The sequence below is a fragment of the Pseudomonas delhiensis genome (assembly GCF_900187975.1).
In the GTDB taxonomy this organism is placed as follows: domain Bacteria; phylum Pseudomonadota; class Gammaproteobacteria; order Pseudomonadales; family Pseudomonadaceae; genus Pseudomonas; species Pseudomonas delhiensis.
The window spans coordinates 1-26,177 of sequence record NZ_FZPC01000053.1 but is presented as its reverse complement, the minus strand read 5'-3'; the positions used below and the strand labels follow the sequence as shown (position 1 = coordinate 26,177).

At 68.5% G+C, this 26,177-nt stretch carries 21 protein-coding genes; 8 read left to right on the top strand and 13 right to left on the bottom strand.

Annotation, left to right across the window (positions count from 1 at the left end; genetic code table 11):
• The first annotated feature begins 327 nt into the window (after nt 1-327).
• Genes CHC02_RS29190 through CHC02_RS29180 form a run of 3 tightly spaced genes read left to right on the top strand, consistent with a single transcriptional unit; the run spans nt 328 to nt 3,001 of the window.
• On the top strand, nt 328-933 hold the full coding sequence (locus CHC02_RS29190; protein WP_089394854.1) for an outer membrane beta-barrel protein: 606 nt from the start codon (nt 328-330) through the stop codon (nt 931-933).
• Between the two features lie 50 nt (nt 934-983).
• Nucleotides 984-1,661, top strand: a complete 678-nt coding sequence (locus CHC02_RS29185) for a response regulator (RefSeq protein ID WP_089394853.1) — start codon at nt 984-986, stop codon at nt 1,659-1,661.
• The gene (locus CHC02_RS29180) at nt 1,658-3,001 is read left to right on the top strand and encodes an ATP-binding protein (RefSeq protein WP_089394852.1); all 1,344 of its coding nucleotides are present in this window, start codon (nt 1,658-1,660) and stop codon (nt 2,999-3,001) included. Before CHC02_RS29185 ends, CHC02_RS29180 begins: the two co-directional genes overlap by 4 nt.
• 635 nt (nt 3,002-3,636) lie before the next feature.
• Here CHC02_RS29180 and CHC02_RS29175 read toward each other — a convergent pair.
• The gene (locus CHC02_RS29175) at nt 3,637-4,638 is read right to left on the bottom strand and encodes an AraC family transcriptional regulator (protein ID WP_089394851.1); all 1,002 of its coding nucleotides are present in this window, start codon (nt 4,636-4,638) and stop codon (nt 3,637-3,639) included.
• Between the two features lie 353 nt (nt 4,639-4,991).
• Here CHC02_RS29175 and CHC02_RS29170 point away from each other — a divergent pair, with 353 nt between their 5' ends.
• Nucleotides 4,992-6,284 carry a dicarboxylate/amino acid:cation symporter gene (locus CHC02_RS29170; protein WP_089394850.1) on the top strand — a complete coding sequence of 431 codons (1,293 nt, stop codon included), beginning with the start codon at nt 4,992-4,994 and terminating at the stop codon, nt 6,282-6,284.
• A gap of 138 nt (nt 6,285-6,422) precedes the next feature.
• Here CHC02_RS29170 and CHC02_RS29165 read toward each other — a convergent pair whose 3' ends face one another.
• The 3 genes from CHC02_RS29165 to CHC02_RS29155 all read right to left on the bottom strand — a co-directional run bounded on the left by CHC02_RS29165 (nt 6,423) and on the right by CHC02_RS29155 (nt 9,486).
• On the bottom strand, nt 6,423-7,811 hold the full coding sequence (locus CHC02_RS29165) for an adenylate/guanylate cyclase domain-containing protein (RefSeq protein ID WP_089394849.1): 1,389 nt from the start codon (nt 7,809-7,811) through the stop codon (nt 6,423-6,425).
• A gap of 131 nt (nt 7,812-7,942) precedes the next feature.
• Nucleotides 7,943-8,521, bottom strand: a complete 579-nt coding sequence (locus CHC02_RS29160) for an HD domain-containing protein (protein ID WP_089394848.1) — start codon at nt 8,519-8,521, stop codon at nt 7,943-7,945.
• Nucleotides 8,522-8,685: 164 nt separating this feature from the next.
• A complete protein-coding gene (locus CHC02_RS29155; protein ID WP_089394847.1) occupies nt 8,686-9,486 on the bottom strand; it encodes a LuxR C-terminal-related transcriptional regulator in 801 nt (266 codons plus the stop codon).
• Between the two features lie 194 nt (nt 9,487-9,680).
• Between CHC02_RS29155 and CHC02_RS29150 the strand changes: the two genes are divergently transcribed.
• Together CHC02_RS29150 and CHC02_RS29145 are read left to right on the top strand one after the other, a co-directional pair.
• On the top strand, nt 9,681-11,045 hold the full coding sequence (locus tag CHC02_RS29150) for an APC family permease (protein WP_089394846.1): 1,365 nt from the start codon (nt 9,681-9,683) through the stop codon (nt 11,043-11,045).
• Nucleotides 11,046-11,062: 17 nt separating this feature from the next.
• A complete protein-coding gene (locus CHC02_RS29145) occupies nt 11,063-12,163 on the top strand; it encodes a DmpA family aminopeptidase (protein ID WP_089394845.1) in 1,101 nt (366 codons plus the stop codon).
• A 540-nt stretch (nt 12,164-12,703) separates the two neighbouring features.
• On the opposite strand, the gene CHC02_RS29140 is transcribed toward CHC02_RS29145, so the two are convergent.
• The 9 genes from CHC02_RS29140 to gcl all read right to left on the bottom strand — a co-directional run bounded on the left by CHC02_RS29140 (nt 12,704) and on the right by gcl (nt 24,278).
• The gene (locus CHC02_RS29140; protein ID WP_089394844.1) at nt 12,704-13,702 is read right to left on the bottom strand and encodes a sulfate ABC transporter substrate-binding protein; all 999 of its coding nucleotides are present in this window, start codon (nt 13,700-13,702) and stop codon (nt 12,704-12,706) included.
• A 120-nt stretch (nt 13,703-13,822) separates the two neighbouring features.
• The gene (gene sstT / locus CHC02_RS29135) at nt 13,823-15,073 is read right to left on the bottom strand and encodes a serine/threonine transporter SstT (RefSeq protein ID WP_089394843.1); all 1,251 of its coding nucleotides are present in this window, start codon (nt 15,071-15,073) and stop codon (nt 13,823-13,825) included.
• Nucleotides 15,074-15,282: 209 nt separating this feature from the next.
• Nucleotides 15,283-16,113 (bottom strand): diaminopimelate epimerase, encoded by an 831-nt coding sequence (gene dapF / locus CHC02_RS29130; protein ID WP_089394842.1) that lies wholly within the window; start codon nt 16,111-16,113, stop codon nt 15,283-15,285.
• Between the two features lie 70 nt (nt 16,114-16,183).
• On the bottom strand, nt 16,184-17,062 hold the full coding sequence (locus CHC02_RS29125; protein WP_089394841.1) for an urea transporter: 879 nt from the start codon (nt 17,060-17,062) through the stop codon (nt 16,184-16,186).
• A 492-nt stretch (nt 17,063-17,554) separates the two neighbouring features.
• Nucleotides 17,555-18,985 carry a pyruvate kinase gene (gene pyk, locus CHC02_RS29120; RefSeq protein ID WP_089394840.1) on the bottom strand — a complete coding sequence of 477 codons (1,431 nt, stop codon included), beginning with the start codon at nt 18,983-18,985 and terminating at the stop codon, nt 17,555-17,557.
• The gene (locus CHC02_RS29115; protein WP_089394839.1) at nt 18,982-20,259 is read right to left on the bottom strand and encodes a glycerate kinase type-2 family protein; all 1,278 of its coding nucleotides are present in this window, start codon (nt 20,257-20,259) and stop codon (nt 18,982-18,984) included. Before CHC02_RS29115 ends, pyk begins: the two co-directional genes overlap by 4 nt.
• Nucleotides 20,260-20,517: 258 nt before the next feature.
• A complete protein-coding gene (locus CHC02_RS29110; protein WP_089394838.1) occupies nt 20,518-21,408 on the bottom strand; it encodes a 2-hydroxy-3-oxopropionate reductase in 891 nt (296 codons plus the stop codon).
• A gap of 184 nt (nt 21,409-21,592) precedes the next feature.
• Complete coding sequence (gene hyi, locus CHC02_RS29105; protein ID WP_089394837.1) at nt 21,593-22,375, bottom strand: hydroxypyruvate isomerase; 783 nt, start codon at nt 22,373-22,375, stop codon at nt 21,593-21,595.
• Nucleotides 22,376-22,502: 127 nt separating this feature from the next.
• A complete protein-coding gene (gene gcl / locus CHC02_RS29100; protein ID WP_089394836.1) occupies nt 22,503-24,278 on the bottom strand; it encodes a glyoxylate carboligase in 1,776 nt (591 codons plus the stop codon).
• A gap of 109 nt (nt 24,279-24,387) precedes the next feature.
• On the opposite strand from gcl, the gene CHC02_RS29095 reads away from it, so the two are divergent.
• Together CHC02_RS29095 and CHC02_RS29090 are read left to right on the top strand one after the other, a co-directional pair.
• Nucleotides 24,388-25,302, top strand: a complete 915-nt coding sequence (locus CHC02_RS29095) for a LysR family transcriptional regulator (protein ID WP_089394835.1) — start codon at nt 24,388-24,390, stop codon at nt 25,300-25,302.
• Nucleotides 25,303-25,488: 186 nt separating this feature from the next.
• Nucleotides 25,489-25,920 (top strand): GlcG/HbpS family heme-binding protein, encoded by a 432-nt coding sequence (locus CHC02_RS29090; RefSeq protein WP_089394834.1) that lies wholly within the window; start codon nt 25,489-25,491, stop codon nt 25,918-25,920.
• Nucleotides 25,921-26,177: the final 257 nt, after the last annotated feature.

Below are 26,177 nucleotides of genomic sequence, written 5' to 3'. Positions count from 1 at the left end.
TGTATCGCTCCATGAAGCCGGATATACGGCAGCAGTCGTACCCAAGTTCGGAAAAGCACGTCGGTCGCTGGCAAAACGGGAGGAGTCCATATACGTATAACCGTTCGCGGTTATCCGCCGATACGCCGGGGCCACAGCCAACGCCCAGGTCAACCCCGGAGTCGCCGGGCACCGAGGCCAAACGGCGCATAACGCCGTAGGCGTTATGCGCCCTACAACCGTTTTCCGTTCAGGCCAGGTTCAGCGGCGCGTCAGGTAGCGTTCAGTGGCCGCCCCTTAACCTGCACTCCGTCAACCCCTTACACACATCCCTGACGGAGAGACACCATGAACATGCTGAAGCAGCTCACCCTCGCCACCGCCATCCTCGGCGCCACCGCGGGCCTCGCCCAGGCCTCGGAAAACTTCGCCGGCCTGACCTGGGGCGAAACCAGTAACAACATCCAGAAATCCGGCGCGCTGAACCGCAACCTCAACGATCCGAAGCTCGACAGCGTGATCAACAACAGCAGCACCTGGGGCGTGCGCGCCGGCCAGCAGAACGGGAACGGCCGCTACTACGCCACCTACGAGAACACCTCCGACACCTACCGTGGCCTGAAGCTGCGCCAGCAGAACCTGCTCGGCAGCTACGACGCCTTCCTGCCGCTGAACGACCAGGGCACCAAGGTCTTCGGCGGCGGCACCCTCGGCCTGACCAAGCTGGAGCAGGACTCCCGCGGCTACAGCCGCGACAGCGACATCGGCTACGCCATCGGCGCCCAGGCCGGTATCCTCCAGGACATCGGCAGGAACGCTTCGCTGGAAGGCGGCTATCGTTACCTGCGTACCAATGCCAGCACGGAGATGAGCCCCCACGGCGGCGCCAAGGTCGGATCGCTGGACCTGCACAGCAGCTCGCAGCTCTACCTGGGCGCCAACTACCGGTTCTGACTGGCAGGGGGCCGGGCCCGCAGCCCGGCCCCGCATAAGGAGGAAGTTCCATGAAACTACTGGTGGTGGAAGATGAGGCGCTGTTGCGCCATCACCTGTACACCCGCCTCGGCGAACAGGGCCATGTGGTCGACGCCGTGGGCAATGCCGAAGAGGCCCTGTACCGGGCCGGCGAATACCATCACGACCTGGCGGTCATCGACCTGGGCCTGCCGGGCATGAGCGGCCTGGACCTGATCCGCGAGTTCCGCAGCCAGGGCAAGACCTTCCCGATCCTCATCCTCACCGCCCGCGGCAACTGGCAGGACAAGGTCGAAGGCCTGGCCGCCGGCGCCGACGACTACGTGGTCAAGCCGTTCCAGTTCGAGGAACTGGAGGCGCGCCTGAACGCCCTGCTGCGGCGCTCCAGCGGGTTCGTCCAGGCCACCATCGAGGCCGGCCCGCTGCTGCTGGACCTCAACCGCAAGCAGGCCACGGTGGACGGCCAGGCGCTGGGCCTTACCGCCTTCGAGTACCGCATCCTCGAATACCTCATGCGCCATCACCAGCAGGTGGTGAGCAAGGAGCGGCTGATCGAGCAGCTCTACCCGGACGACGACGAGCGCGACCCCAACGTCATCGAGGTGCTGGTCGGCCGCCTGCGGCGCAAGCTGGAGAGCCACGAGGGCTTCCGCCCGATCGACACCGTGCGCGGCCAGGGCTACCTGTTCACCGAGCGCTGCCGCTGATGCGCTCGCTGCGCCTGCGCCTGATGCTCGGGGCCGCGGCCCTGGCGATCCTGTTCATGCTGGCGCTGCTGCCGGCCCTGCAGCGGGCCTTCAGCATCGCCCTGGTGAATGCCATCCAGCAGCGCCTGGCCTCGGACGTCGCCACCCTGGTGTCTTCCGCGCGCATCGACGGCGACCGCCTGAGCATGCCCGAGCACCTGGCGGTGGAGGACTTCAACCTGCCGGAGTCCAAGCTGCTGGGCTACATCTACGACCGCGACGGGCAGATGGTCTGGCGCTCCACCTCGACCCAGGACGAGAGCGTGCAGTACGTGCCGCTGTACGACGGCGAGCCCGACGTCTTCACCCGCGCCCGCGACGACCATGGCAACGAGTTCTTCGTCTACGACGTGGAGATCGACCTGGTGGGCGGCAAGCAGGCCGCCTACAGCATCGTCACCATGCAGCCGGTGAGCGCCTTCCGCGAGCTGGTGCACGGCTTCCGCGAGCAGCTGTACATCTGGCTCGGCGGTGCGCTGTTGCTGCTGCTCGGGCTGCTCTGGCTCGGCCTGGGCTGGGGCTTCCGCTCCATGCGCGGGTTGCGCGAGGAACTGGACCAGATCGAGGCCGGCGAGCGCGAAAGCCTGAGCGACGAGCACCCCAGCGAGATGCTGCGCCTGACCGACTCCCTCAACCGCCTGCTGGCCAGCGAGCGCAGCCAGCGCGAGCGCTACCGCAACTCCCTGGCGGACCTGGCGCACAGCCTGAAGACGCCGCTGGCGGTGCTGCAGGGGGTGAGCGAGAACCTGGCCAACGCGCCGGGCAACCGCGAGCAGGTGCAGGTGCTGCAGAGCCAGATTGAGCGCATGAGCCAGCAGATCGGCTACCAGCTGCAGCGCGCCAGCCTGCGCAAGAGCGGCCTGGTGCGCCACCGCGTGCAGCTGGCGCCGCTGCTCGACACCCTGGCCGGCGCGCTGGAGAAGGTCTACCGCGACAAGCGGGTGATCCTCGAGCGCGACTTCCCCGAGGGCCTGAGCCTGCCGCTGGAGCAGGGCGCCTTGCTGGAGCTGCTCGGCAACCTGCTGGAGAACGCCTACCGCCTGTGCCTGGCCCGCGTGCGCGTCAGCGCCCGCCAGCGGGACGGCGGCTACGAACTGCGGGTGGAGGACGACGGCCCGGGCATCCCGCAGGACCAGCGCCAGCGCATCCTCCAGCGCGGCGAGAGGCTGGACACCCAGCACCCGGGGCAGGGTATAGGCACGGCGGTGGTGAAGGACATCATCGACAGCTACGGCGGCAGCCTGGCGCTGGACGACGCGGAGCTGGGCGGGGCCTGTTTCCGCATCTGGTTGCCGGGGTAGGGGCGTCGGAGCGCTCTTCGTAGGAGCGAGGGGGACGCCTGGTTCATGCTCGCTCCTACGGGGGAGGAATACCGTGTTTCCCGGCAACCTGAGCGGGCCCTGCCCGCGAAATCGCGCGCAGGGCGCGCTCCTACATGGACATGGCGTGGGTGGGGCGGCGTAGGAGCGGATCTCATCCGCGAACCGCGCCGGTGATGCCGGCTATCGCGGACAAGGTCCGCTCCGGGGGAGAAATACCGTGTTTCCCGGCAACCTGTAGGAGCGGGCCCTGCCCGCGAAATCGCGCGCAGGGCGCGCTCCTACATGGGAATGGCGTGGGTGGGGCGGCGTAGGAGCGGATTTCATCCGCGAACCGCGCCGGTGATGCCGGCTATCGCGGACAAGGTCCGCTCCTACGGGGGAGAAATACCGTGTTTCCCGGCAACCTGTAGGAGCGGGCCCTGCCCGCGAAATCGCGCGCAGGGCGCGCTCCTACAGGGGAATGGCGTGGGTGGGGCGGCGTAGGAGCGGATCTCATCCGCGAATCGCGCCGGAACGTCCAGCTATCGCGGACAAGGTCCGCTCCTACAGGAGCAGGAAAAACACCGTCGTAGGATGACGTTGAGCGCAGCGATACCCATCGCCCGCCAGGCCCTTCACTCCCCCTGCTGCGCCCGGTACGCCCCCGGCGTCAGCCCGGTCCATTTCTTGAACGCCCGGTGGAACGCCGAGGGCTCGGAGAAGCCGAGCTGGTCGGCGATGTCCTGGATCGACAGCTCGACGCGGCCCAGGTGGTAGATGGCCAGGTCGCGGCGCAGCTGGTCCTTGAGTTCCTGGAAGTTCGGGCCTTCCTCGCGCAGGTGGCGGCGCAGCGTCTGCGGGCTCATGTGCAGTTGCTGCGCCACGCTTTCCAGGTCCGGCCAGCGCCGGCAGTCGCGGCCGAGCAGGCGGCGGATCTGGCTGGTCAGGCTGTCGCCGCCATCCGGGCGGGCCAGCAGGTCGGCCGGGGAGTCCTTGAGGAAGTGCTTGAGGCTGCGCTCGTCCTGCAGCAGCGGCATGTCCAGGTAGCGCGCCTGGAAGCTCAGCCCGGTGCCGCCCGCGTCGAAGCGCCGCGGGCAGGGGAACAGCAGGTCGTACTCGGCGGCGTGGGCCGGCTGCGGGTAGGCGAAGCGGGCTTCTTCCAGGCGGATGCGCTGGCCGATCAGCCAGCTGCCCAGGCGGTGCCAGATCACCAGCAGGCTCTCGGTGAGGAAGTGCTCCGGGTCCTGCAGCAGGCTGTGGTCGAGCACCAGCTCGGCGCGCTCGCCGTCGCGGCGCAGTTCGATGCGCGGCGCGGCGGGGAACAGGTCGTAGAAGAGCGCCCCGCGGCCCAGGGCCTTCTCCAGGGTGCGGCACTGGATGATGGCGTGGCACATCATGGCGAAGGTGCCGCGCTTGCTGCGCACCTCGCCGAAGCCCATGTACTCGTCGTCGAGGTCCTCCCAGACCACCTGGATCAACCGGCCGAACTGCTCCGGCGAGACCCGCGCCCGCGGCTCCTCGAGCAGCGCCGGCTGGATGCCGGCGGCGCGCAGCAGGGGCAGGACGTCGCGGCCCTGGCGCTGGGCGCCGCGCAGGGCGGCGCGGACGAAATGGCTGGCGATGGTGCGTTCACGCATGGGTTTTCCTTGTTCTGCTGCGTGTGTGCCGGGCGCCGCTTCGCGGCGGCCGTGGGGCAAATCTAAGGCACCCGGGGCCCTGGCGGATACCCGCCAAGTGGCGGGAAACCCGCCGCGGGCCTGGCGGGTTTCCGCCATCGGCCACGCCGTCCGGCTCCTGCGTATTTTTATAACTTATTGAAAATAAAGTAAAAATCAAGAAGTGGCGATTTGGCACAGGGCTTGCCAATAGGGTTCCAAGGCCTGCCGACGGGCAGGACGAAAACAAATTCTCCCACAGAAGGGAGATAACGCTTCGGGCAACGCGCCGCCGCCAGGAAGGCGGGCCGCCAGCCCAAGAGGACCCTGCCGCAATGACCAAGCAACCCTTCTACAAGAGCCTGTACGTGCAGGTGCTGATCGCCATCGCCATCGGTATCGCCCTGGGCCACTACTACCCGCAGACCGCCGTGCTGATGAAGCCCCTGGGCGATGGCTTCGTCAAACTGATCAAGATGGCCATCGCGCCCATCATCTTCTGCACCGTGGTCACCGGCATCGCCGGCATGCAGAGCATGAAGGCGGTAGGCAAGACCGGCGGCATGGCCCTGCTGTACTTCGAGATCGTCTCCACCGTCGCGCTGATCATCGGCCTCGTGGTGGTCAACGTGGTCCAGCCCGGCGCCGGCATGCACGTCGACCCGGCCAGCCTGGACACCAGCAAGATCGCTGCCTACGCCGCCGCCGGCGCGAAGCAGAGCACCGTCGACTTCCTGATGAACATCATCCCCAACACCGTGGTCGGCGCCTTCGCCAACGGTGACATCCTGCAGGTGCTGTTCTTCTCCGTGCTGTTCGGCTACGCCCTGCACCGCCTGGGCAGCTACGGCCAGCCGATCTTCCAGTTCATCGAGCGCTTCACCCAGGTGATGTTCAACATCATCAACGTGATCATGAAGGTCGCCCCCATCGGCGCCTTCGGCGCCATGGCCTTCACCATCGGCGCCTACGGCGTGGGTTCGCTGGTGCAACTGGGCCAGTTGATGGCCTGCTTCTACATCACCTGCCTGCTGTTCGTGCTCGTCGTCCTGGGCGGCATCGCCCGCGCCCACGGCTTCAGCATCCTGAAGTTCATCAAGTACATCCGCGAAGAGCTGTTGATCGTGCTCGGCACCTCCTCCTCGGAATCGGCGCTGCCGCGCATGATCGCCAAGATGGAAAAGCTGGGCTGCGACAAGAGCGTGGTCGGCCTGGTGATCCCCACCGGCTACTCGTTCAACCTCGACGGCACCTCCATCTACCTGACCATGGCCGCGGTATTCATCGCCCAGGCCACCGACACCCCGATGGACATCACCCACCAGCTGACCCTGCTGCTGGTGCTGCTGATCGCCTCCAAGGGCGCCGCCGGCGTCACCGGTTCGGGCTTCATCGTGCTGGCCGCCACCCTGTCCGCCGTGGGCCACCTGCCGGTCGCCGGCCTGGCGCTGATCCTCGGCATCGACCGCTTCATGTCCGAGGCCCGCGCCCTGACCAACCTGGTGGGCAACGGCGTGGCCACCGTGGTGGTGGCCAAGTGGTGCAAGCAGCTGGACTCCGCGCAACTGGACCGCGAACTGGCCGCCGGCCCGTCCGCCCTGGAGGCCAAGGAAGCCCAGGCCGCCTGATACCCGGTTCTCCGGTTGGGCGCGGCGACGTGAAGCGTCGCGCCTCCTTCAAGCCCGCCCCGCAGCGGGCTTTTTTATGGGCGGGGGGTTGTAGGAGCGAGCTTGCTCGCTCCTACGAAGGCAGCCAGCCGCACAAACTCAGAGAATGATCTTGTCCTTGAGCTTCTCCACCGCCTGCTGCAGCGCCTGGATCACCCGGTCCTTGTCGAAGTTCTGCACGTTGTTGGTGTCCAGGTACATGGAGAAGCCCGGCAGCTCGTGCTCGATGAAGCTGGGGTTGGCGCCCAGGTCGCGGCGGAAGTCGACCGCCTGGTAGATCTGCACCGGCTTGCTGAAGCCCTTGACGCTGATCTGGCCCTTGTCGCGGCACATGATCACGTCCTTCACCAGCGAGTAGGACTCGTGGCTGAGGAGGATCTCGCCGGCCTCGGCGGCGCTTTCCAGGCGGCTGGCGAGGTTCACCTCGCGGCCGATGATGGTGTAGTCCATGCGCGTGTCGGCGCCGAAGTTGCCCACGGTGCAGTAGCCGGTGTTGATGCCCATGCGCACTTCCAGCGGCTTGGTGATGCCCTGGGCGCGCCACTGCTGGCGCATCACCTTCATGTGCTTGCGCATGGCCACGGCCATGGACACCGCCGCCACGGCGTCCTTCTTCGCGCCCTGGGTGGAGGGGTCGCCGAAGAACACCATCACGCAGTCGCCGACGAACTTGTCGATGGTGCCGCCGTACTTGAGGGCGATCTTCGACATTTCGTTGAGGTAGTTGTTGAGCATGTCGGTCAGGGTCTCGGCTTCCAGCTCCTCGGACAGCTCGGTGAAGCCCTTGATGTCGGAGAAGAACACCGTGAGCTTCTTGCGCTGGGTTTCCAGGCGCACGCTGCGCTTGCCGCTGAAGATGGATTCCCAGACCTGCGGCGACAGGTACTTGGCCAGGTTGTGCGCCAGCCGCGCGGCCTTTTCCTGCTCGCGGGCGATCTCGCCGCGGGCCTGGGCCAGGCGCAGGCCCTGCTGGTGCATGAAGTAGGCGGTGACGCAGATATAGAAGGCGCAGAACAGCACGCTGACCAGGTTCACCAGCAGCGGCGCGTTGCCCTTGAAGCCCGCGCTGGCCAGCGCGCCGGTGAGCACCGCGGCGCTCAGCGCCACCAGCAGGGCCAGGCCGAGGGTGCGTAGGCCGCCGATCACCAGCGAGGAGAAGGCCAGGATCAGCACCAGCATCAGCGCCGGCACCACCGAGAAGCCCAGCAGCGCGGCGCCGGCGCCGGTGTGCAGGGCGTCCATGGCCAGCAGCACCTGGCGCGTCTGCTGCGGGTGGGTGTGCTTGTAGCGCTGGCTCAGGTTCTGCGCCAGGTGCGGGTAGAGCAGGGCGTAGGGCACCATCCAGAGCGCGTCGTAGCCGAAGTACTGGCCGAAGGTGCCGGCGCTGACGGTGGCAGCCACGGCGATATAGGCCAGGACGCGCGAATGGTATTCACGCAGGGGGGCGGAGCCGAGTCGGGGCGGCCTTTCGGTACGGTTGGGCTTCATGCGCTGGGGTTATCCCTGATCGGTGATGGCGCATTCTGACGTGCGCCTTCCACAAGTACGACCCGGCGATCTTAACCAAGCGCCCATCCGCCGGCCAGTGACGATTCATCGCCCCCAGCCGGCGGATGGTTTCAGCCTGCTTCCCTGGCCATGTAGATGGAACGCTTGGGCTGGGCGAACACCCGGCGCAGCATGGGCTCGAAGAACTCCAGCGGCAGCGTCTCGCCCTCGGTGTCGAAGGCCGCGGCGTCGTAGCGGGCGCAGAACTCGATGGTGCGCTCGTACTCCGGGTGGTTCTTGAACTGCTCGCGCAGGTGCCGGTCCAGGCCCAGGTGGTGGAAGAAGTAGTAGCCCTGGAAGATTCCGTGCTTCTCGATCATCCAGAGGTTCTCGGGGCTGACGAAGGGCTTGAGGATGGCCGCGGCGATGTCGGGGTGGTTGTAGGAGCCCAGGGTGTCGCCGATGTCGTGGAGCAGGGCGCAGACCACGTATTCCTCGTCACGGCCGTCGCGGTAGGCCAGGGTGGCGGTCTGCAGCGAGTGGGTCAGGCGGTCCACCGGGAAGCCGCCGAAGTCGCCGTCGAGCAGGCGCAGGTGCGCGAGGATGCGGTCGGGCAGTTGGGCGGCGTACTCGCTGAAGTGCTGGGAGATGGCCGACCAGTCCTCGGCGGTACCGTCTTCCATGTGGGTGAATGTGGCGCGGGCGTTCATCGGGCAGTCCTCTTGTGCTTGTGATGTGGACGGCTGTCAGTCTAGGTCCGCGCGCGGGCCCCGCCAGTGGCCTGGCGGGACAGGCCGCTGTCCCGGCGGACAGTCCCATTGCGGCGCTGGATGGGGCGCCCGCGAAGCATTTGCCGGCCTGATCCGGCGGGCTTTCAGGGGTTCTCCGGGTCGTGCCCGAGGGACTGCAGGAACAGCGAGAACAGTTCCGGCTGCGAGGAGATGTCCAGCTTGGCGTAGAGGTGCCGGCGGTGCACCTTGATGGTCTCCGGGGAGATCGCCAGGCGCTCGGCCATGGCCTTGGAGGAGTAGCCGCGCAGGATCAGCCGGGCGATCTCCAGCTCGCGCTCGGAGAGCACCCCGGCGCCGAAGTGGCTGAGGGCGTCGCGCACCTGGCTGGCCACCGGCTCGCTGGCCGGCAGCCGGCGCTGGCTGCGCTGCTGCCAGTGCTGCTGCAGCAGCGCCAGCACCCAGGGGCAGAGCATCGCCAGCAGGCCGCACTGTTCGGCGTCGAACGGCTTGCGCACGCCCAGGGAGAGCGACAGCGCGCCCTGGCCGGGAAGCTGGAGGATGAACTGCACCTCGTCCTCCAGCACGTTGTCGTGGAAGTAGCTGAGGAAGTACTCGCTCTGGCGGAACTGGTCCGGGGCCACTTCCTCCAGGCGGTACAGGCCGCTGGGCAGTCCTTCGCGGCAGGCCTGGTAGAAGGGGTCGAGCTGGTACAGGCCGCTGAGGTAGGCGGGCATCGCCGCCGGGCCTTCCTGCGGCACGGCGTCGTATTCCTCCAGCGCCACCGGCGTGCCGCTGGCGGGGTAGAAGGCCGCCAGGGCGTTGTCGAACGGCAGCCACTGGTGCAGCAGCAGGATCAGCTGCTTCCAGAAGCGCGGCTGGCCGATCTGCTCGATGGCGCGGCCGAGGTTGGCGTGCATGCCGACTTCGCGAAACAGGTTGTGCATCCCGGGGCTCTCCGCAAGAGGTGAACCGGTTTCCTCCTTTTCAGGCCCCGCCGTCAAGGGGCGTAACCCCAAATGGTGATTGGCCGCCAGGGCCGGCCCGACCAGACTGCGGGCCATGCAGCGCCCCGTGCAGAGGGCGCCACATGGGTCTTCGTTGCTGCCTCAACCATCAATAACAATTCGAGGAAAACGACATGAGCTCTCCCGCAGCGCCGGACGGCGTGCTCAAGCCCAGCCTGGGCGTGTTCGACGTGGTCGCCATCACCGTCTCGGCGGTCACCCCCGCCAGTAGCGTGTTCGTCATCGCTCCCTTCGCCATCCAGCAGGCCGGCAGCGGCGCCTTCCTGGCCTTCGTGATGGCCGCGGCGCTGGCGCTGATGTTCGCCTGCTGCTACGCCGAGCTGGGCCGGGCGCACAGCTCGGCCGGCGGCGAGTACGTCTACGCCAAGCGCGTGTTCGGCGGCATGGCCGGCTACGCCACCTTCCTCACCGTGCTGGTCTCGCTGCTGTTCATCCCGCCGGTGCTGGGCACGGGGGCGGCCACCTACCTCAACGGCGCGCTGGGCACGCAGTTCGACACCCAGACCGTGGCCCTGGCCATCGTCGCCGCCAGCTACGTGCTGGGCATCCTCAACATCCGCGTCAACGCCTGGGTCACCGGCGTCTTCCTGCTCTGCGAAGTGGCCGCGCTGCTGGTGATAGTGGTGCTCGGCTTCGGCCACGCCAGCCAGCCGCTGAGCGTGCTGCTGCAGCCGCAGGTGCTGGACGGCGGCGTGCTGGCGGCGGCGCCCTGGGCGCTGGTGATAGGCGCCGTGGGCACCGCGGTGTTCTCCTACAACGGCTTCGGCGGCGCCGTGCTGCTGGCCGAGGACATGAAGGACGGCGGCCGCACCGTGCACCGCGCGGTGCTCTGGTCGCTGGTGCTGGTGGTGGTGATCGAGCTGGTGCCGCTGACCGCGCTGCTGATCGGCGCGCCCTCGCTCAAGGACATGCTCGCCAGCCCCGACCCCATCGGCTACCTGCTCACCGCCCACGGCAACGAGACGCTGTCGCGGCTGGTCAGCGCCGGCATCTTCCTCTCGGTGTTCAACGCCATCGTCGCCATCGTCATCCAGGTCGGCCGGGTGATCTTCAGCAGCGGCCGCGACGCCCTCTGGACGCCGGCGCTGAACCGCGCCTTCACCCGCATCCACCCGCGCTGGGAGTCGCCCTGGCTGGCTACCCTGTTCCTCGGCGTGCCCTCGGCGGCGCTGAGCTTCAGCTCCAACCTGGAGGAACTGACCTCCTTCACCGTGCTGCTGCTGGTGCTGATCTACCTGGTGGTGGCCCTGTGCGCGCTGTTCAGCCGCGTGCTGCGCCGCGACCGCGAGCACCCCTACCGCATGCCGCTGTGGCCGCTGCCGGCGCTGCTGGCGGTGGTCGGCGCCGGCTACCTGCTGCTCGAGCTGCTGATGGAAGCCTCGGCGCGGGACGTGATGACCATTATCGGGATACTGGCCGTATCGGTGATTCTCTACAGCACCTACGGCAAGTTGAGCCCGGCTTTCCAGAAACTCTGAAGACCACAGGAGTCCCCATGCGCGCTCGTCAACTCGGCATCACCCTGGGCCTGGGCACACCCGGCGCATTCAATGCCATCACCGACGTCCCCGGCGTCCGCGTCGGCCACAGCACCCTGGTCGCCGAGCACGGCGGCAGGCAGGTGCGCACCGGCGTCACGGTGCTCCAGCCCCGCGCCGGCGAGGCCCGCCTGCAACCCTGCTTCGCCGGCGCCCACGTGCTCAACGGCAACGGCGACGCCACGGGCCTGGAGTGGATCCGCGAGGCCGGCCTGCTGGCCACGCCCATCGCCATCACCAACACCCATAGCGTCGGCGTGGTGCGCGACGCCCTGGTGGCCGCCGAGCGCGATGCCCTGGCCGACCCGGCGGTGTACTGGTGCATGCCGGTGGTGATGGAGACCTACGACGGCCTGCTCAACGACATCTGGGGCCAGCACGTCGGCCCCGGGCACGTGCGCGACGCCCTGGCCGCCGCCGAGTCCGGGCCGGTGGCCGAAGGCCCGGTGGGCGGCGGCACCGGGATGATCTGCCACGAGTTCAAGGGTGGCATCGGCAGCGCCTCGCGCAAGCTGCCGGCGGAGCAGGGCGGCTGGACTGTCGGTGTGCTGGTGCAGGCCAACCACGGCCAGCGCCGCGAACTGCGCGTCGACGGCTACCCGGTGGGCCGGGTGCTGGGCGACATCCCCTCGCCGTTCGCGGAAAAGGGCGAGCCGGGCATGGGCTCGATAGTGGTGATCATCGCCACCGACGCGCCGCTGCTGCCGCACCAGTGCCAGCGCCTGGCGCAGCGCGCCTCCATCGGCATCGCCCGCACCGGCGGCGGCACCGAGGACAGCAGCGGCGACATCTTCCTGGCCTTCGCCACCGGCAACCGCGACCTGCCGCCGGCCGACTACGGGCGCAAGGGCCTGCCGCAGAGCACGCCGCTGCAGATGCTCAACAACGAGCACATCTCGCCGCTGTTCGCCGCGGCGGCGGAAGCGGTGGAGGAGGCCATCGTCAACGCCCTGCTGGCCGGCCGCGAGATGCGCACGGCGGACGGCACGCGGGTGCCGGCGCTGGAGGGGGAGACGCTGCTGGAGGCGCTGCGCGAGGTGGGGTGGCGGCCGCGCTGAGGCGGCGGGGGACAACTGTAGGAGCGGGCCCTGCCCGCGATTTCGCGCGCAGGGCGCGCTCCTACAGGGGAATGGTGCGGGTGGGGCGGCGTAGGAGCGGATCTCATCCGCGAATCGCGCCGGGACGCCCGGCTATCGCGGACAAAGTCCTACGATCGTGCTTCCCTGGAGCTGTAGGAGCGGGCCCTGCCCGCGATTTCGCGCGCAGGGCGCGCTCCTACAGGGGAATGGTGCGGGTGGGGCGGCGTAGGAGCGGATCTCATCCGCGAATCGCGCCGGAACGTCCGGCTATCGCGGACAAAGTCCGCTCCTACGATCGTGCTTCCCTGGAGCTGTAGGAGCGGGCCCTGCCCGCGATTTCGCGTGCAGGGCACGCTCCTACAGGGGAATGGTGCGGGTGGGGCGGCGTAGGAGCGGATCTCATCCGCGAATCGCGCCGGGACGCCCGGCTCTCGCGGACAAAGTCCGCTCCTACGATCGTGCTTCCCTGGAACCGTAGGAGCGGATTCCATCCGCGATTCGCGCCCGTGGGGCGCTACATCAGTTCGGGGTGTAGATCTGGTCGAAGATCCCGCCATCGGCGAAGTGGGTCTTCTGCACGGTCCGCCAGTCACCGAAGGTCTTCTCCACCGAGAAGAAGTCCACCTTCGGGAAGCGGTCGGCGTACTTGGCCAGGATCGCCGGGTTGCGCGGGCGCAGGTAGTTGTCGGCGGCGATGGTCTGGCCCTCGTCGGACCACAGGTACTTCAGGTAGGCCTCGGCCTGGGCGCGGGTGCCTTTCTTCTCGACCACCTTGTCGACCACCGCCACCGGCGGCTCGGCCTCGGCGGATACGCTCGGGTAGACCACCTCGAAGCCGCCGCGGCCGAATTCGCGGGCGATCATCTCGGCTTCGTTCTCGAAGGTCACCAGCACGTCGCCGATCTGGTTCTGCATGAAGGTGGTGGTGGCCGCGCGGCCGCCGGTGTCCAGCACCGGGACGTGCTTGAACAGCTGGCCGACGAATTCCCTGGCCTTGGCTTCATCGCCGCCGTGCTTGAGCGAGTAGCCCCAGGCGGAGAGGTAGGTGTAGCGGCCGTTGCCCGAGGTCTTCGGGTTCGGCACCACCACCTGCACGCCGTCCTTGAGCAGGTCCGGCCAGTCGTGCAGGCCCTTGGGGTTGCCCTTGCGCACGATGAACACGGTGGCCGAGGTGAAGGGCGCGCTGTTGTTCGGCAGGCGGGTGGCCCAGTCCTTGGGCACCAGGCCGCCGTTGTCGGCCAGGGCGTCGATGTCGGTGGCCTGGTTCATGGTGATGACGTCGGCCGGCAGGCCGTCGATCACCGAGCGGGCCTGCTTGCTGGAGCCGCCGTGGGACATCTGGATGGTGATCTTCTCGCCTTTCTCCGCTTCCCAGTGCTTCTGGAAGGCGGGGTTGTACTCCTTGTAGAAGTCGCGCATCACGTCGTAGGAGACGTTGAGCAGCGGCTGCGCGGCATGGGCGGCGCTGCCCAGGGCCATTCCGGCGGCCAGCAGGGAGGCGGCGAAGAGTCGTTTCACGGGCGGTTCCTTCTCGGCAGTGTTGGATCGCCCGATTATGCCCATGGGTTATATGCCACTTAAATACCCAAAGGCTATTTGCTTATGCAGGGACGCGCCCCGCGGGGCGCGTCGCCGGGTTCAGCGCCTCTCGCCCAGGCCGGCCTCGCTCGCGGCGGGTTCCCCGGCCTGGCAGGCGGCGGCGGTGAAGAGCACGTCGGTGGAGGAGTTCAGCGCGGTTTCCGCCGAGTCCTGCAGGATGCTGATGACGAAGCCCACCGCCACCACCTGCATGGCCACCTCGCCGGAGATGCCGAACAGCCCGCAGGCCAGCGGGATCAGCAGCAGCGAGCCGCCGGCCACGCCCGAGGCGCCGCAGGCGCACAGCGCGGAGACCACGCACAGCAGCAGGGCGCTGGGCAGGTCCACGGCGATGCCCAGGGTATTGGCCGCGGCCAGGGCCAGCACGCTGATGGTGATGGCCGCGCCGGCCATGTTGATGGTGGCGCCCAGGGGGATGGACACCGAGTAGGTGTCCTCGTGCAGGCCCAGGCGTTCGCACAGCTGCAGGTTGACCGGGATGTTGGCCGCCGAGCTGCGGGTGAAGAAGGCGGTCACGCCGCTTTCGCGCAGGCAGGTGAAGACCAGCGGGTAGGGGTTGCGGCGCACTTTCCAGAACACGATGGCCGGGTTCACCACCAGTGCCACGAAGAGCATGCAGCCCAGCAGCACGGCGAGCAGGTGCAGGTAGCCGAGCAGGGCGTCGAGGCCGGCCTCGGCGAAGGTGCTGGCCACCAGGCCGAAGATGCCCAACGGGGCGAAGGCGATCACCACGCGGACGATCAGGGTGACGCCGCCGGCCAGGTCGTCGAGCAGGTCGCGGGTGCTCTGGCGGGCGTGGCGCAGGGCCAGGCCGAGGCCCACGGCCCAGCCGAGGATGCCGATGAAGTTGGCCTCCAGCAGCGCCTGCACCGGGTTGCTGGCGACGCTGAACAGCAGGGTGCGCAGCACCTCGCCGATGCCGCCGGGCGGAGCCGCCTCGGCGGCCGCCGCGGTGTTCAGCACCAGCGACGAGGGGAAGGCGAAGCTGGCGGCCACCGCCACCACCGCGGCGCTGAAGGTGCCCAGCAGGTAGAGCAGCAGGATCGGGCGGATATGGGTGCGCTGCCCGGCCTTGTGGTTGGCGATGGAGGCGCACACCAGCACCAGGACCAGTACCGGCGCCACGGCCTTGAGCGCCGCGATGAACAGCTTGCCGAGCAGGCCGACGGCCTGCGCCGCGTCGGGCGAGACCAGGGCCAGGGCGATGCCGGCGAGCATGCCGACGAAGATGCGCATCACCAGGCTGCTGCGCTGGATGCGTTGGAAGAGGGTGGGAGTCGGAAGTGTCATGACCTTACCGCTGCTGGGGAATGGGAACGCGAGCCCGGCGGGCCGCGGAAGGGCGCGGATTATGCCGTCACGGGCGGGAAAATGCGCGGCGGTCGTCGGAAACCCGGCCCACGCCCCGCCAGCATGGCGGCGCGAAGCCGGGCCGGCCTTGACCTATGCCGGCCCGGAGGGGATTGCCCATGTGACATGGCGTCACGGCTGGCTATCGCTCAGAGCAGGCATTCCGCATGCAGACTCATCTCGCCGATGCGCTGCACGGCACCGCGCATGTGCACGCGGAAGTCATCGTCGACGCGGATGCGCAACCGACCACCGGCCAGGTGTACGTTGACGTCTCCGTTGCAGTAGCCCTTGCGCTTGGCCACCGCTGCCGCGGCGCAACTGCTGGTGCCCGAGGCCAGGGTGTAGCCGGCGCCGCGCTCCCAGATTTCCACGCGTAGATCGTTGCGCCCGAGCACTTCGACGAACTGCACGTTGCTGCGGTTGGGGAACAGGGAATGGCGTTCCAGCAGCGGGCCGAAGGTTTTCGCCAGTTCCGCCGAGGAGTGCTCGACGAACACCACGCAGTGCGGGTTGCCCATGGAGACCGCGTTGAGCCGCAGCGTCCGGCCTTCCAACTCGACGGGCAGGTCCAGGGCTTCCGGCGTGGCGACTTGCACGGGAATGCGAGTGCTGGCGAACTCGGCGTGGCCCATGTCCACCTCGACCTCGCGGCCCTGGTCGAATACCTGGCTGAGCACAGGGCCGGCGACTGTGACGATGCGGAAGGGGGCGTCGCCTACCAGGCCCTGGTCCCACAAATAGCGGGAGAAGATGCGCAGGCCGTTACCGCTGCGCTCGGCTGGGGAGCCGTCGGGGTTGAGGATACGCAGGCGGAAGCCGTCTTCACTCTGCCCATCGGGCACCAGGATGCCGTCGGAGCCAAGGCCGCGGTGGCGGTCGCAGATGCGTACCACCGCCGCCTCGTCGAAGGGGAAGGGAGTGGTGTCGGTGTAGACCAGGTAGTCATTGCCCAGGGCGTGGTACTTGTGAAAGCGCATCGCGGATCGGTTCCAGGCGGCGGAAAGCCCTGCACTATAGACAGCCCTGCGCGCGCCAGGCCAATCCGCCTCAGTTGCCGGCCAGCGGGGCGCGCCGCGAGGTTGGGTGCAGCAGGCGTTCGCCCAGCAGCACCAGCAGGCAGGCGAAGATGAAGGGGGCGGTCATGAAGGGGATGCCCAGGGCGGCCATGGCCTGTTGCAGCAGCAGCGCCAGCACGGCGCCGGCCAGCGGGGCGAAGGGGGCGGGGCCGCGCAGGGCCAGGGCGAGGGCGGCCAGGGCGCTGTTCATGCCGAGCAGGCCGCTCTGCACGGCGTCCTGGGGGATGCCGGCGAACACCGCCACCGGCAGCACCATCACCGCGCCGAACAGCGCCCAGGTGGCGGCGCGCGGCGCGCCCAGCAGCAGGCCGAGGAAGATCAGCGCGCCGGCCGGCGGGGCGTCGAGGAAGATCACCTGGCCGAAGGCCCGCGCGGTGGCTGCGAGGAAGGCCGGCAGCGGCAGGTCTGCCAGCCCGGCCAGGGGCGCGGCGGGCTGCAGTGGGAGCGCCGGCAGGGCCCAGCCGAGCAGGACGAAGGCCAGGGTGTAGGGCGGCAGGCCGTGGCGCCGGCGCGAGGCGCGCAGCAGCAGGCGCTGCAGCGCCACGCTGGCGAGGCTGGCGAACAGCACCAGGGCCACCAGCAGTGGCGACCAGGCGAACTTCAGCGGCAGCAGCAGGCCGATCAGCACGGCGTTGTAGCCGTACAGGCCGTCGTCGATATCCGCCTGGCGGCAGCGCAGCAGGCGGGCGAACGCCGGGCCGGCGCTGGCGCCGAGCAGGGCGCCGGGCAGCAGGGTGGGGGCGCAGGCGCCGATCAGGGCCAGGCAGAGCAGGCCGAACAGCGGCGCGGGTTGCAGGAACACCTGGCTGAAGCCGCGCAGCCAGAGGGTCAGTAGCGGTAGTGGGCGCATCGGGGGTCTGGGCAGTCGAAGGGGCAGTCCGGGGCTTCTCCGGTTCCGCGTCGGCGGCCGTGCCTTCCATCGGGGGAGGGCATCGCGGGAAGCTCCGTGGGTATCAGCGGGCGCATTCTGCCATGGCACCATTTTGGGGCGTGAATAAAAAAGAGGCCGGTCCCCGGGATCGCCGGAGGGTGGCCTCGAATCTCCATAGCCTGCGTGGGGGTTGCGAGGGTGGCTATGGCCGACAGAACTGCTGGCCGTTCAAGGCCAATCCCGGACGGACGGGGTCGCGGCCCCGTTTTCCCGGCCCCGTCCGTCCGGGAGTGACGCGATGTGGAGCCATGCCTTGGCGTGGCTCCGGAACTCTTTTTCCCTCACCCCAGCCCTCTCCCGGAGGGAGAGGGGGCGGTTCGGCGTGGCCGGTGACTCCGGCGCTGCGCCTTCTGCCGTTCAGCTCCCTCTCCCGCTTGCGGGAGAGGGTTGGGGAGAGGGGCTCTTTGATCTTCAGGCCGATAACGCCGGCGCCACCGTCTCGATCCTCAGCATGTTGGTGCTCCCCGGCTGCCCGAACGGCAGGCCGGCGGTGACCACCACGGTGTCGCCGCGCTGGGCCATGCGCTGGGCCAGGGCGATCTCCAGGGCGGTGGCGCAGATCTCGTCGACGTGGGCCAGTTGCTCGTTGACCACCGAGTACACGCCCCAGGCCACGCTCAGCCGCCGCGCCGCCTTGAGGTTGGGCGTCAGGCTGAGGATCGGCGCCTTGGGCCGCTCGCGCGAGGCGCGCAGGGTGGAGGCGCCGGACTCGGTGTAGTTGACCAGCACCGCCACCGGCAGGATGCGGCTGATGCGGCGGATGGCGCAGCTGATGGCGTCGGATACGGTGGCGTCCGGCTCCGGGCGGTTGAGTTCCAGCTGGCCCTGGTAGTCCGGCTCGGCTTCCACCTGGCGGATGATCTTGGCCATCATCTCCACCGCTTCCAGCGGGTACTGGCCGGAGGCGGTTTCGGCGCTGAGCATCACGCAGTCGGCGCCTTCGCTGACGGCGGTGGCCACGTCGGTGACCTCGGCGCGCGTCGGCGCCGGGGCGAAGCGCATGGATTCGAGCATCTGCGTGGCCACCACCACCGGCCGGCCGAGCTGGCGGCAGACCTGGATGATGCGCTTCTGGATGCCCGGCACGTTCTGCGCCGGCACTTCCACGCCGAGGTCGCCGCGGGCCACCATGATGGCGTCGGCCAGGCGGGCGATCTCCTCGATGGACTGCACCGCCGAGGGCTTCTCGATCTTGGCCATGATGAAGGCCTTGTCGCCGATCAGCGCGCGGGCTTCCTCTATATCCTCGGGGCGCTGCACGAAGGACAGGGCCACCCAGTCCGCGCCCAGTTCCAGGCCGAACGCCAGGTCGCGGCGGTCCTTGGCGGTCAGCGGGCTGAGCTTGAGCACCGCCTCGGGCACGTTGACGCCCTTGCGGTCGGACAGCTCGCCGCTGTTGAGCACGCGGGTCTCGATGGCGTCGCCGTGGTTGTTCAGCACCTGCAGGCGGATGCGGCCGTCGTCCAGCAACAGGCTCATGCCCGGCTCCAGGGCCTGGATGATCTCCGGGTGCGGCAGCATCACGCGGCGCTCGTCGCCCGGGGCGTCATTCAGGTCGAGGGTGAAGCTCTGGCCCTTCTGCAGGGCCACCGCGCCGCTTTCGAAACGGCCGACGCGCAGCTTCGGCCCCTGCAGGTCCATGAGGATGCCGATGGGCATGCCCAGTTCGGCTTCCACCTCGCGCACCCACTGGTAGCGCTGGGCGTGGTCGGCGTGCTCGCCGTGGCTGAAGTTCAGGCGGAACAGGTTGGCGCCGGCCTCAACCAGGGCACGCACGTCCTCGCGGCCCTTGATGGCCGGGCCGAGGGTGGCGAGGATCTTGACCTTCTTGTCGTTGTTCATTGCTCGGCACTCTCGAGGATCAGGATGGCGCGGAAGTCGTTGACGTTGGTGCGGGTCGGCCCGGTGACCACCAGGTCGCCCAGCTCGGCGAAGAAGCCGTAGCCGTTGTTGTCGTCCAGTTCGTGCAGCGGGTTCAGCCCGGCGGCCAGGGCGCGCTTGTAGCTGCACGGGCTCATCAGGGCGCCGGCGTTGTTCTCCATGCCGTCGATGCCGTCGGTGTCGCCGGCCAGCGCCCAGATGCCCGGCTCGCCCTTGAGCGCGGCGGTGAGGCTGAGCAGGAACTCGGCGTTGCGCCCGCCGTGGCCCTTGCCGCGCACGGTCACGGTGGTCTCGCCGCCGGAGAGGACCAGGCAGGGCGCGGCCAGCGGCTGGCCGTGCTTGCGCACCTGGCGGGCGATGCCGGCGTGGACCTTGGCGACGTCGCGGGATTCGCCCTCCAGGTCGCCGAGGATCAGCACCTCGAGGCCGGCGGCGCGGGCCTTGGCGGCGGCCGCGTCGAGGGCCTGCTGCGGCGTGGCGATGAGGGTGAAGTAGCTGCGCGACAGGCAGTCGTCGCCGGGCTTGACCGTCTCCGAGCGCGGGTCTTCCAGCCAGGCGCGGATGTGCGCCGGGGTGTCGATGGCGTAGCGCCTGAGGATCGCCAGGGCGTCGGCGGAGGTGGTGGGGTCGCCCACGGTGGGGCCGGAGGCGATCACCGTGGCCTCGTCGCCGGGCACGTCGGAGATCGCGTAGGTGTACACGCTGGCCGGCCAGCAGGCGCGGGCCAGGCGGCCGCCCTTGATCGCCGAGAGGTGCTTGCGCACGCAGTTCATCTCGTCGATGGCGGCGCCGGACTTGAGCAGGGCCTTGTTCAGGGCGCGCTTGTCGTCCAGGGAGATGCCCTCGGCGGGCAGGGCGAGCAGCGCCGAGCCGCCGCCGGAGAGCAGGAAGATCACCCGGTCGTCCTCGGTCAGGTTGCCGACCAGTTCCAGCACGCGGCGGGCGACGCGCTCGCCGGCGTCGTCCGGCACCGGGTGCGCGGCTTCCACCACTTCGATGCGCTGGCAGTTGGCGCCGTAGCCGTAGGGGGCGACCACCAGGCCGTCCACCTGCTCGTCCTTCCAGTGCGCCTCGACCACCTCGGCCATGGCCCCGGCGGCCTTGCCGGCGCCGATGACGATGGTGCGCCCGCCATGCACCCGCGGCAGGTGGCGGGCCAGCGTCTGCGCCGGGTGGGCGGCGACGATGGCGGTGTCGAACAGCTCGCGCAGCAGGGCGCGTGGGTCGAGGCTCATCTGGGGCTCCTCAGGTTTCTTGTCGTTGTTCTTTCATGCGGCATTGCGCAGGCGCCTGGGGGCAAGCGCCTGGGCAATGCCTTCGAAGCGCCCGGCCGGCGAAGCCGTGTTCACGCCGGCCGGGGTTCGAAAGCGAGTCGCTGGGCCCCTGCGTTCGCGGGGGTGACGTTGATTCGTATGCCTGTCCGTCACTCCCATAACGATCAGGCGTACAGCGTTCCCGTCATTCCCGCGAACGCGGGAACCCAGTGACTCTCCTCAGTCCTTGCGGATCGAGAAGTTGGCCATGTGCTCCAGGCCCTTGATCAGCCCGGAGTGGTCCCAGTTGCTGCCGCCCAGGGCCGCGCAGGTGCTGAACACCTGCTGGGCGTTGGCGGTGTTGGGCAGGTTCAGGCCCAGTTCGCGGGCGCCGGCCAGGGCCAGGTTGAGGTCCTTCTGGTGCAGGCTGATGCGGAAGCCCGGGTCGAAGGTGCCCTTGACCATGCGCTCGCCGTGCACCTCGAGGATGCGCGAGGAGGCGAAGCCGCCCATCAGCGCCTCGCGCACCTTGGACGGGTCGGCGCCGTTGCGCGCGGCGAACAGCAGGGCCTCGGCCACCGCCTGGATGTTCAGCGCGACTATGATCTGGTTGGCCACCTTGGCGGTCTGGCCGTCGCCGTTGCCGCCGACGCGGGTGATGTTCTTGCCCATGGCCTGGAACAGCGGCAGGGCGCGTTCGAAGGTGTTCGGGCAGCCGCCGACCATGATGCTCAGGGTCGCCGCCTTGGCGCCGACCTCGCCGCCGGACACCGGGGCGTCCAGGTACTGCGCGCCGGTGGCCTTGATCTTCTCGGCGAAGGCCTTGGTGGCGGTGGGCGAGATGGAGCTCATGTCGATCACCACCTTGTTCGGGCCGACGCCTTCGGCGATGCCGTCCTGGCGGAACAGCACGTCCTCGACCTGCGGGGTGTCGGGCACCATGACGATGATGAACTCGGCTTCCTGGGCCACTTCCTTGGGGTTGGCCAGGGCCACGGCGCCGGCTTCGACCAGCGCGGCCGGGGCCTTGTCGTGGTGGCTGGAGAGGAACAGCTGGTGGCCCGCTTTCTGCAGGTTCTGCGCCATGGGCAGGCCCATGATGCCGGTGCCGATGAATCCGATCTTGGCCATGAGGGTGTCTCCTGGTGTTCTGTATTGGGTTGAGGAGTCGCTGGGTTATTCCCCTTCGGGCCAGCGCAAGCGCTGTTCGCGATGGGGCCGCGTCCCGCGTTCGCGGGAATGACGTTGGAAAGCTTCTATCTCCCCGTCACCCTCGCGAACGCGGGGGCCCAGCGCCTTCGGACTCGTGTCCGGTTCAGATCGCGTTGTGGCTCTTCAGCCAGCCCAGCCCCGCCTCGGTGGTGGTGGCCGGCTTGTACTCGCAGCCGATCCAGCCCTGGTAGCCGATGCGGTCGAGGTGGCCGAACAGGAAGCGGTAGTTGATCTCGCCGGTGCCCGGTTCGTGGCGGCCGGGGTTGTCGGCCAGCTGGATGTGGTTGATGGCCGCCAGGTTCTTCTCCATGGTCCGGGCCAGGTCGCCTTCCATGATCTGCATGTGATAGATGTCGTACTGCAGGAACAGGTTGGGGCTGCCGACCTTCTCGCGGATGTCCAGCGCCTGCTTCGTGGTCTGCAGGTAGAAGCCGGGGATGTCGAGGGTGTTGATCATCTCCATGACCAGCTTGATGCCCGCGGCCTCGAGCTTCTCGGCGGCGTACTCCAGGTTGTTCAGGAAGGTGTTCTCGAGGGTCGCGCAGTCGTAGCTCTGCGGGCGGATGCCGGCCAGGCAGTTGACCTGCTTGTTGCCCAGCACCCTGGCGTAGGCGATGGCCTTGTCGACGCCGGCGCGGAATTCCTCGACGCGGTCGGGGTGGCAGGCGATGCCGCGTTCGCCCTTGCCCCAGTCGCCGGCGGGCAGGTTGAACAGCACCTGCTCCAGGCCGTTGGCGTCGAGCCTGGCCTTGATGGCCTCGGCCTCGAAGTCATAGGGGAAGAGGTATTCGACGCCGCTGAAACCGGCCTTGGCGGCGGCTTCGAAGCGGTCGAGGAAGTCCACCTCGGTGAAGAGCATGGACAGGTTGGCGCAGAAACGGGGCATGGCGGGGCCTCCTGGTGGTGAAACACGTATTTCCGTAAGGGTGGGCCCCGCCGTGCGCAGGTTGTGGTTATCCCTGCCACGGCTCCCGCGCACGCGGGGCCCGGTACTTCGTCAGTCCAGCGGCGGCTCAATCCAATAGAGAGACGGCGGTGGGCGCGTCGTCGCGGCTCTGGGCCAGTTCCTCGAACTCGTTGATGGCGTTGATCTCGGTGCCCATGGCGATGTTGGTCACGCGCTCGAGGATCACTTCCACCACCACCGGCACGCGGTGCTGCTGCATCAGTTCGCGGGCCTGGGCGAAGGCGGCGCCGATCTGGTTCGGGTCGAACACGCGGATCGCCTTGCAACCCAGGCCTTCCACCACGGCGACGTGATCCACGCCGTAGCCGTTGAGTTCCGGCGCGTTGACGTTGTCGAACGCCAGCTGCACGCAGTAGTCGATCTCGAAGCCGCGCTGGGCCTGGCGGATCAGCCCCAGGTAGGAGTTGTTCACCAGCACGTGGATGTACGGCAGGTTGAACTGCGCGCCGGCGGCCAGTTCCTCGATCATGAACTGGAAGTCGTAGTCGCCGGACAGCGCCACCACCTGGCGGCTGGGGTCGGCCTTGACCACGCCCAGGGCCGCGGGGATGGTCCAGCCCAGCGGGCCGGCCTGGCCGCAGTTGATCCAGTGGCGCGGCTTGTAGACGTGGAGGAACTGCGCGCCGGCGATCTGCGACAGGCCGATGGTGCTGACGTAGCAGGTGTCCTTGCCGAAGAACTCGTTCATCTCCTCGTACACGCGCTGCGGCTTGACCGGCACGTTGTCGAAGTGGGTCTTGCGCTGCAGGGTGCGCTTGCGCTCGCGGCAGGCCTCGACCCAGGCCATGCGCTCCTTCAGCCTGCCCGCGGCTTTCCACTCGCGGGCCACTTCGAGGAACACGTCCAGGGCGGCGCCGGCGTCGGAGACGATGCCCAGGTCCGGGGTGAACACACGGCCGATCTGGGTCGGTTCGATGTCCACGTGGATGAACTTGCGGCCGGCGGTGTAGACGTCGACGGAACCGGTATGGCGGTTGGCCCAGCGGTTGCCGATGCCGAACACCAGGTCGGACTCCAGCAGGGTGGCGTTGCCATAGCGGTGCGAGGTCTGCAGGCCGCACATGCCGGCCATCAGCGGGTGGTCGTCGGGAATCGTGCCCCAGCCCATCAGGGTCGGGATCACCGGCACGCCAAGCAGTTCGGCGAACTCCACCAGCTTGTGCGAGGCGTCGGCGTTGATGATGCCGCCGCCGGCGACCAGCAGCGGGCGCTCGGCGTCGTTGAGCAGGGCCAGGGCCTTCTCGGCCTGGGCGCGGGTGGCGCTCGGGCGCTGCACCGGCAGCGGCTCGTAGGCGTCGATGTCGAACTCGATCTCGGCCATCTGCACGTCGAACGGCAGGTCGATCAGCACCGGGCCGGGGCGGCCGCTGCGCATTTCGTAGAAGGCCTTCTGGAAGGCGTAGGGCACCTGGCCCGGCTCCAGCACGGTGGTGGCCCACTTGGTCACCGGCTTGACGATGCTGGTGATGTCCACCGCCTGGAAGTCTTCCTTGTGCAGGCGGGCACGCGGCGCCTGGCCGGTGATGCAGAGGATCGGGATGGAGTCGGCGGAGGCCGAGTACAGGCCGGTGACCATGTCGGTGCCGGCCGGGCCCGAGGTGCCGATGCACACGCCGATGTTGCCGGCAGTGGTGCGGGTGTAGCCTTCGGCCATGTGCGAGGCGCCCTCGACGTGGCGGGCCAGCACGTGGTCGATGCCGCCGAGCTTCTTCATCGCCGCGTACATGGGGTTGATGGCAGCGCCCGGTACGCCGAAGGCGGTATCCACGCCTTCGCGGCGCATGACCAGGACGGCCGCCTCGATCGCTCTCATTTTGGCCATGACCTTTCCTCTTGAGTCGGTGGTTTTCTTGTTGGGGGCAAGGATGCCGGCTGTGCCAAGGCGACGGAATTGATGGATACTTCAGTTCTGTCGATATCTGGAGTATCGAATGGACCGCTATACCCTCATCCGCAGTTTCGTCCTGGTGGCGGACAACGGCAGCTTCGCCTCGGCGGCGCTCAGCGAAGGCGTGACCCCGGTGGTCATGGGCCGGCGCCTGGACGCCCTGGAGCGGCACCTGGGCGTGAAGCTGATGCACCGCTCGACCCGCGGCCTGCAACTGACCGACCTGGGCGAGCAGTACCTGGAGCGCGCGCGCAGCCTGCTCAAGGACTTCGACGAGGCCGACGCCAGCGTCACCCGCGGCGGCAACTCGGTGCGCGGGCACCTGGTGGTGTCGGCCCCGGCGGCGTTCGGCCGGCGCCACATCGCGCCCCACGCGCCGGCGTTCCTGGCGCGCTACCCGGACCTGAAACTGTCGTTCAACTTCACCGACAGCCTGGTGGACCTGGTGCGCCAGGGCTACGACATGGGCATCCGCATCGGCGAGGTCACCGACCCCAACTACGTGGCGGTCAAGCTGTTCCCCAACCGCCGGGTGGTCTGCGGCGCGCCTTCGTACTTCGAGCTGCACGGCGTGCCGCGCACTCTGGAGGACCTGGCGCGGCACAACTGCCTGGCCTTCAACCTGCAGGGCGGCCAGCAGCGCGGCTGGACCTTCCTGCGCGACGGCCGGCAGGTGGCGGTGCGGGTCTCCGGCAACCTCGACTGCAACGACGGCGAGCTGCTCTACGACTGGGTCAAGCAGGGCCTGGGCATCGGCTGGCGCTCCACCTGGGAGATCCAGGCCGAACTCAAGGCCGGCGAGCTGGTGACGGTGCTCGACGAGTACGAGATCCCGGCCTACGACATCCAGGCGGTGTACCCGCAGCAGCGCTACCTGCCGGCCAAGGTGCGCTTCTTCATCGACTACCTGAAGGCCATCTACAACACCCCGGGGTACTGGGAAACCCGGCATCCTTGAGCGGTTGATTCGATACTGTCGTTGTATTTTTCTGGATTGGTTGTTGTGTACAAAATTTCGCAGGATTGTATTTATCCATTGCGTCCGGGGCTTCCTTCGGCTATTCCATCAAGGGCTTTGCCATGCCGCGTCCTTCCACGGGAGGGCGCGGGTGAACGTCTTATCCCTTTCCGCGAGGAACCCCTCATGAGCGAAATCAACCTCGACACCGCCCTGGCCATCACCCGCAGCGCCCTGGCCGCCGGCCGCGAACTCTCCACCGCGCCGCTGACCGTGGCGGTGCTCGACGCCGGCGGCCACCTGGTGGCCCTGCAACGCGAGGACGGCGCCAGCCTGCTGCGCCCGCAGGTGGCCATCGGCAAGGCCTGGGGCGCGGTGGCCCTGGGCAAGTCGTCGCGCGCCCTGGCCGCCGACGCCCAGCAGCGCCCGTCGTTCATCGCCGCGGTGAACACCCTGGCCCAGGGCAACGTGGTGCCGGCGCCGGGCGGCGTGCTGATCCGCGACCGGGACAACCGCGTGCTCGGTGCCATCGGCATCAGCGGCGACGCCTCGGACATCGACGAGCAATGCGCCATCCGTGGCATCCAGGCCGCCGGCCTGGTGGCCGACGCGGGGTAGGGCGAATAACCGTTCGCGGTTATCCGCCGATACACCCAGGCCATGAATGGCGCCGAGGTTGAACCCGGAGTGGCCTGGGGCCAAGGCCAAGCGGCGGATAACGCCGTAGGCGTTATGCGTATATGGACTCCTCCCGTTTTGCCAGCGACCGACGTGCTTTTTCGAACTTGGGTACGACTGCTGCCGTATATCCGGCTTCATGGAGCGATACATCCGCTCCCGAGCCCTGATGAAAATCCGCTCATGTGCGCCTGATC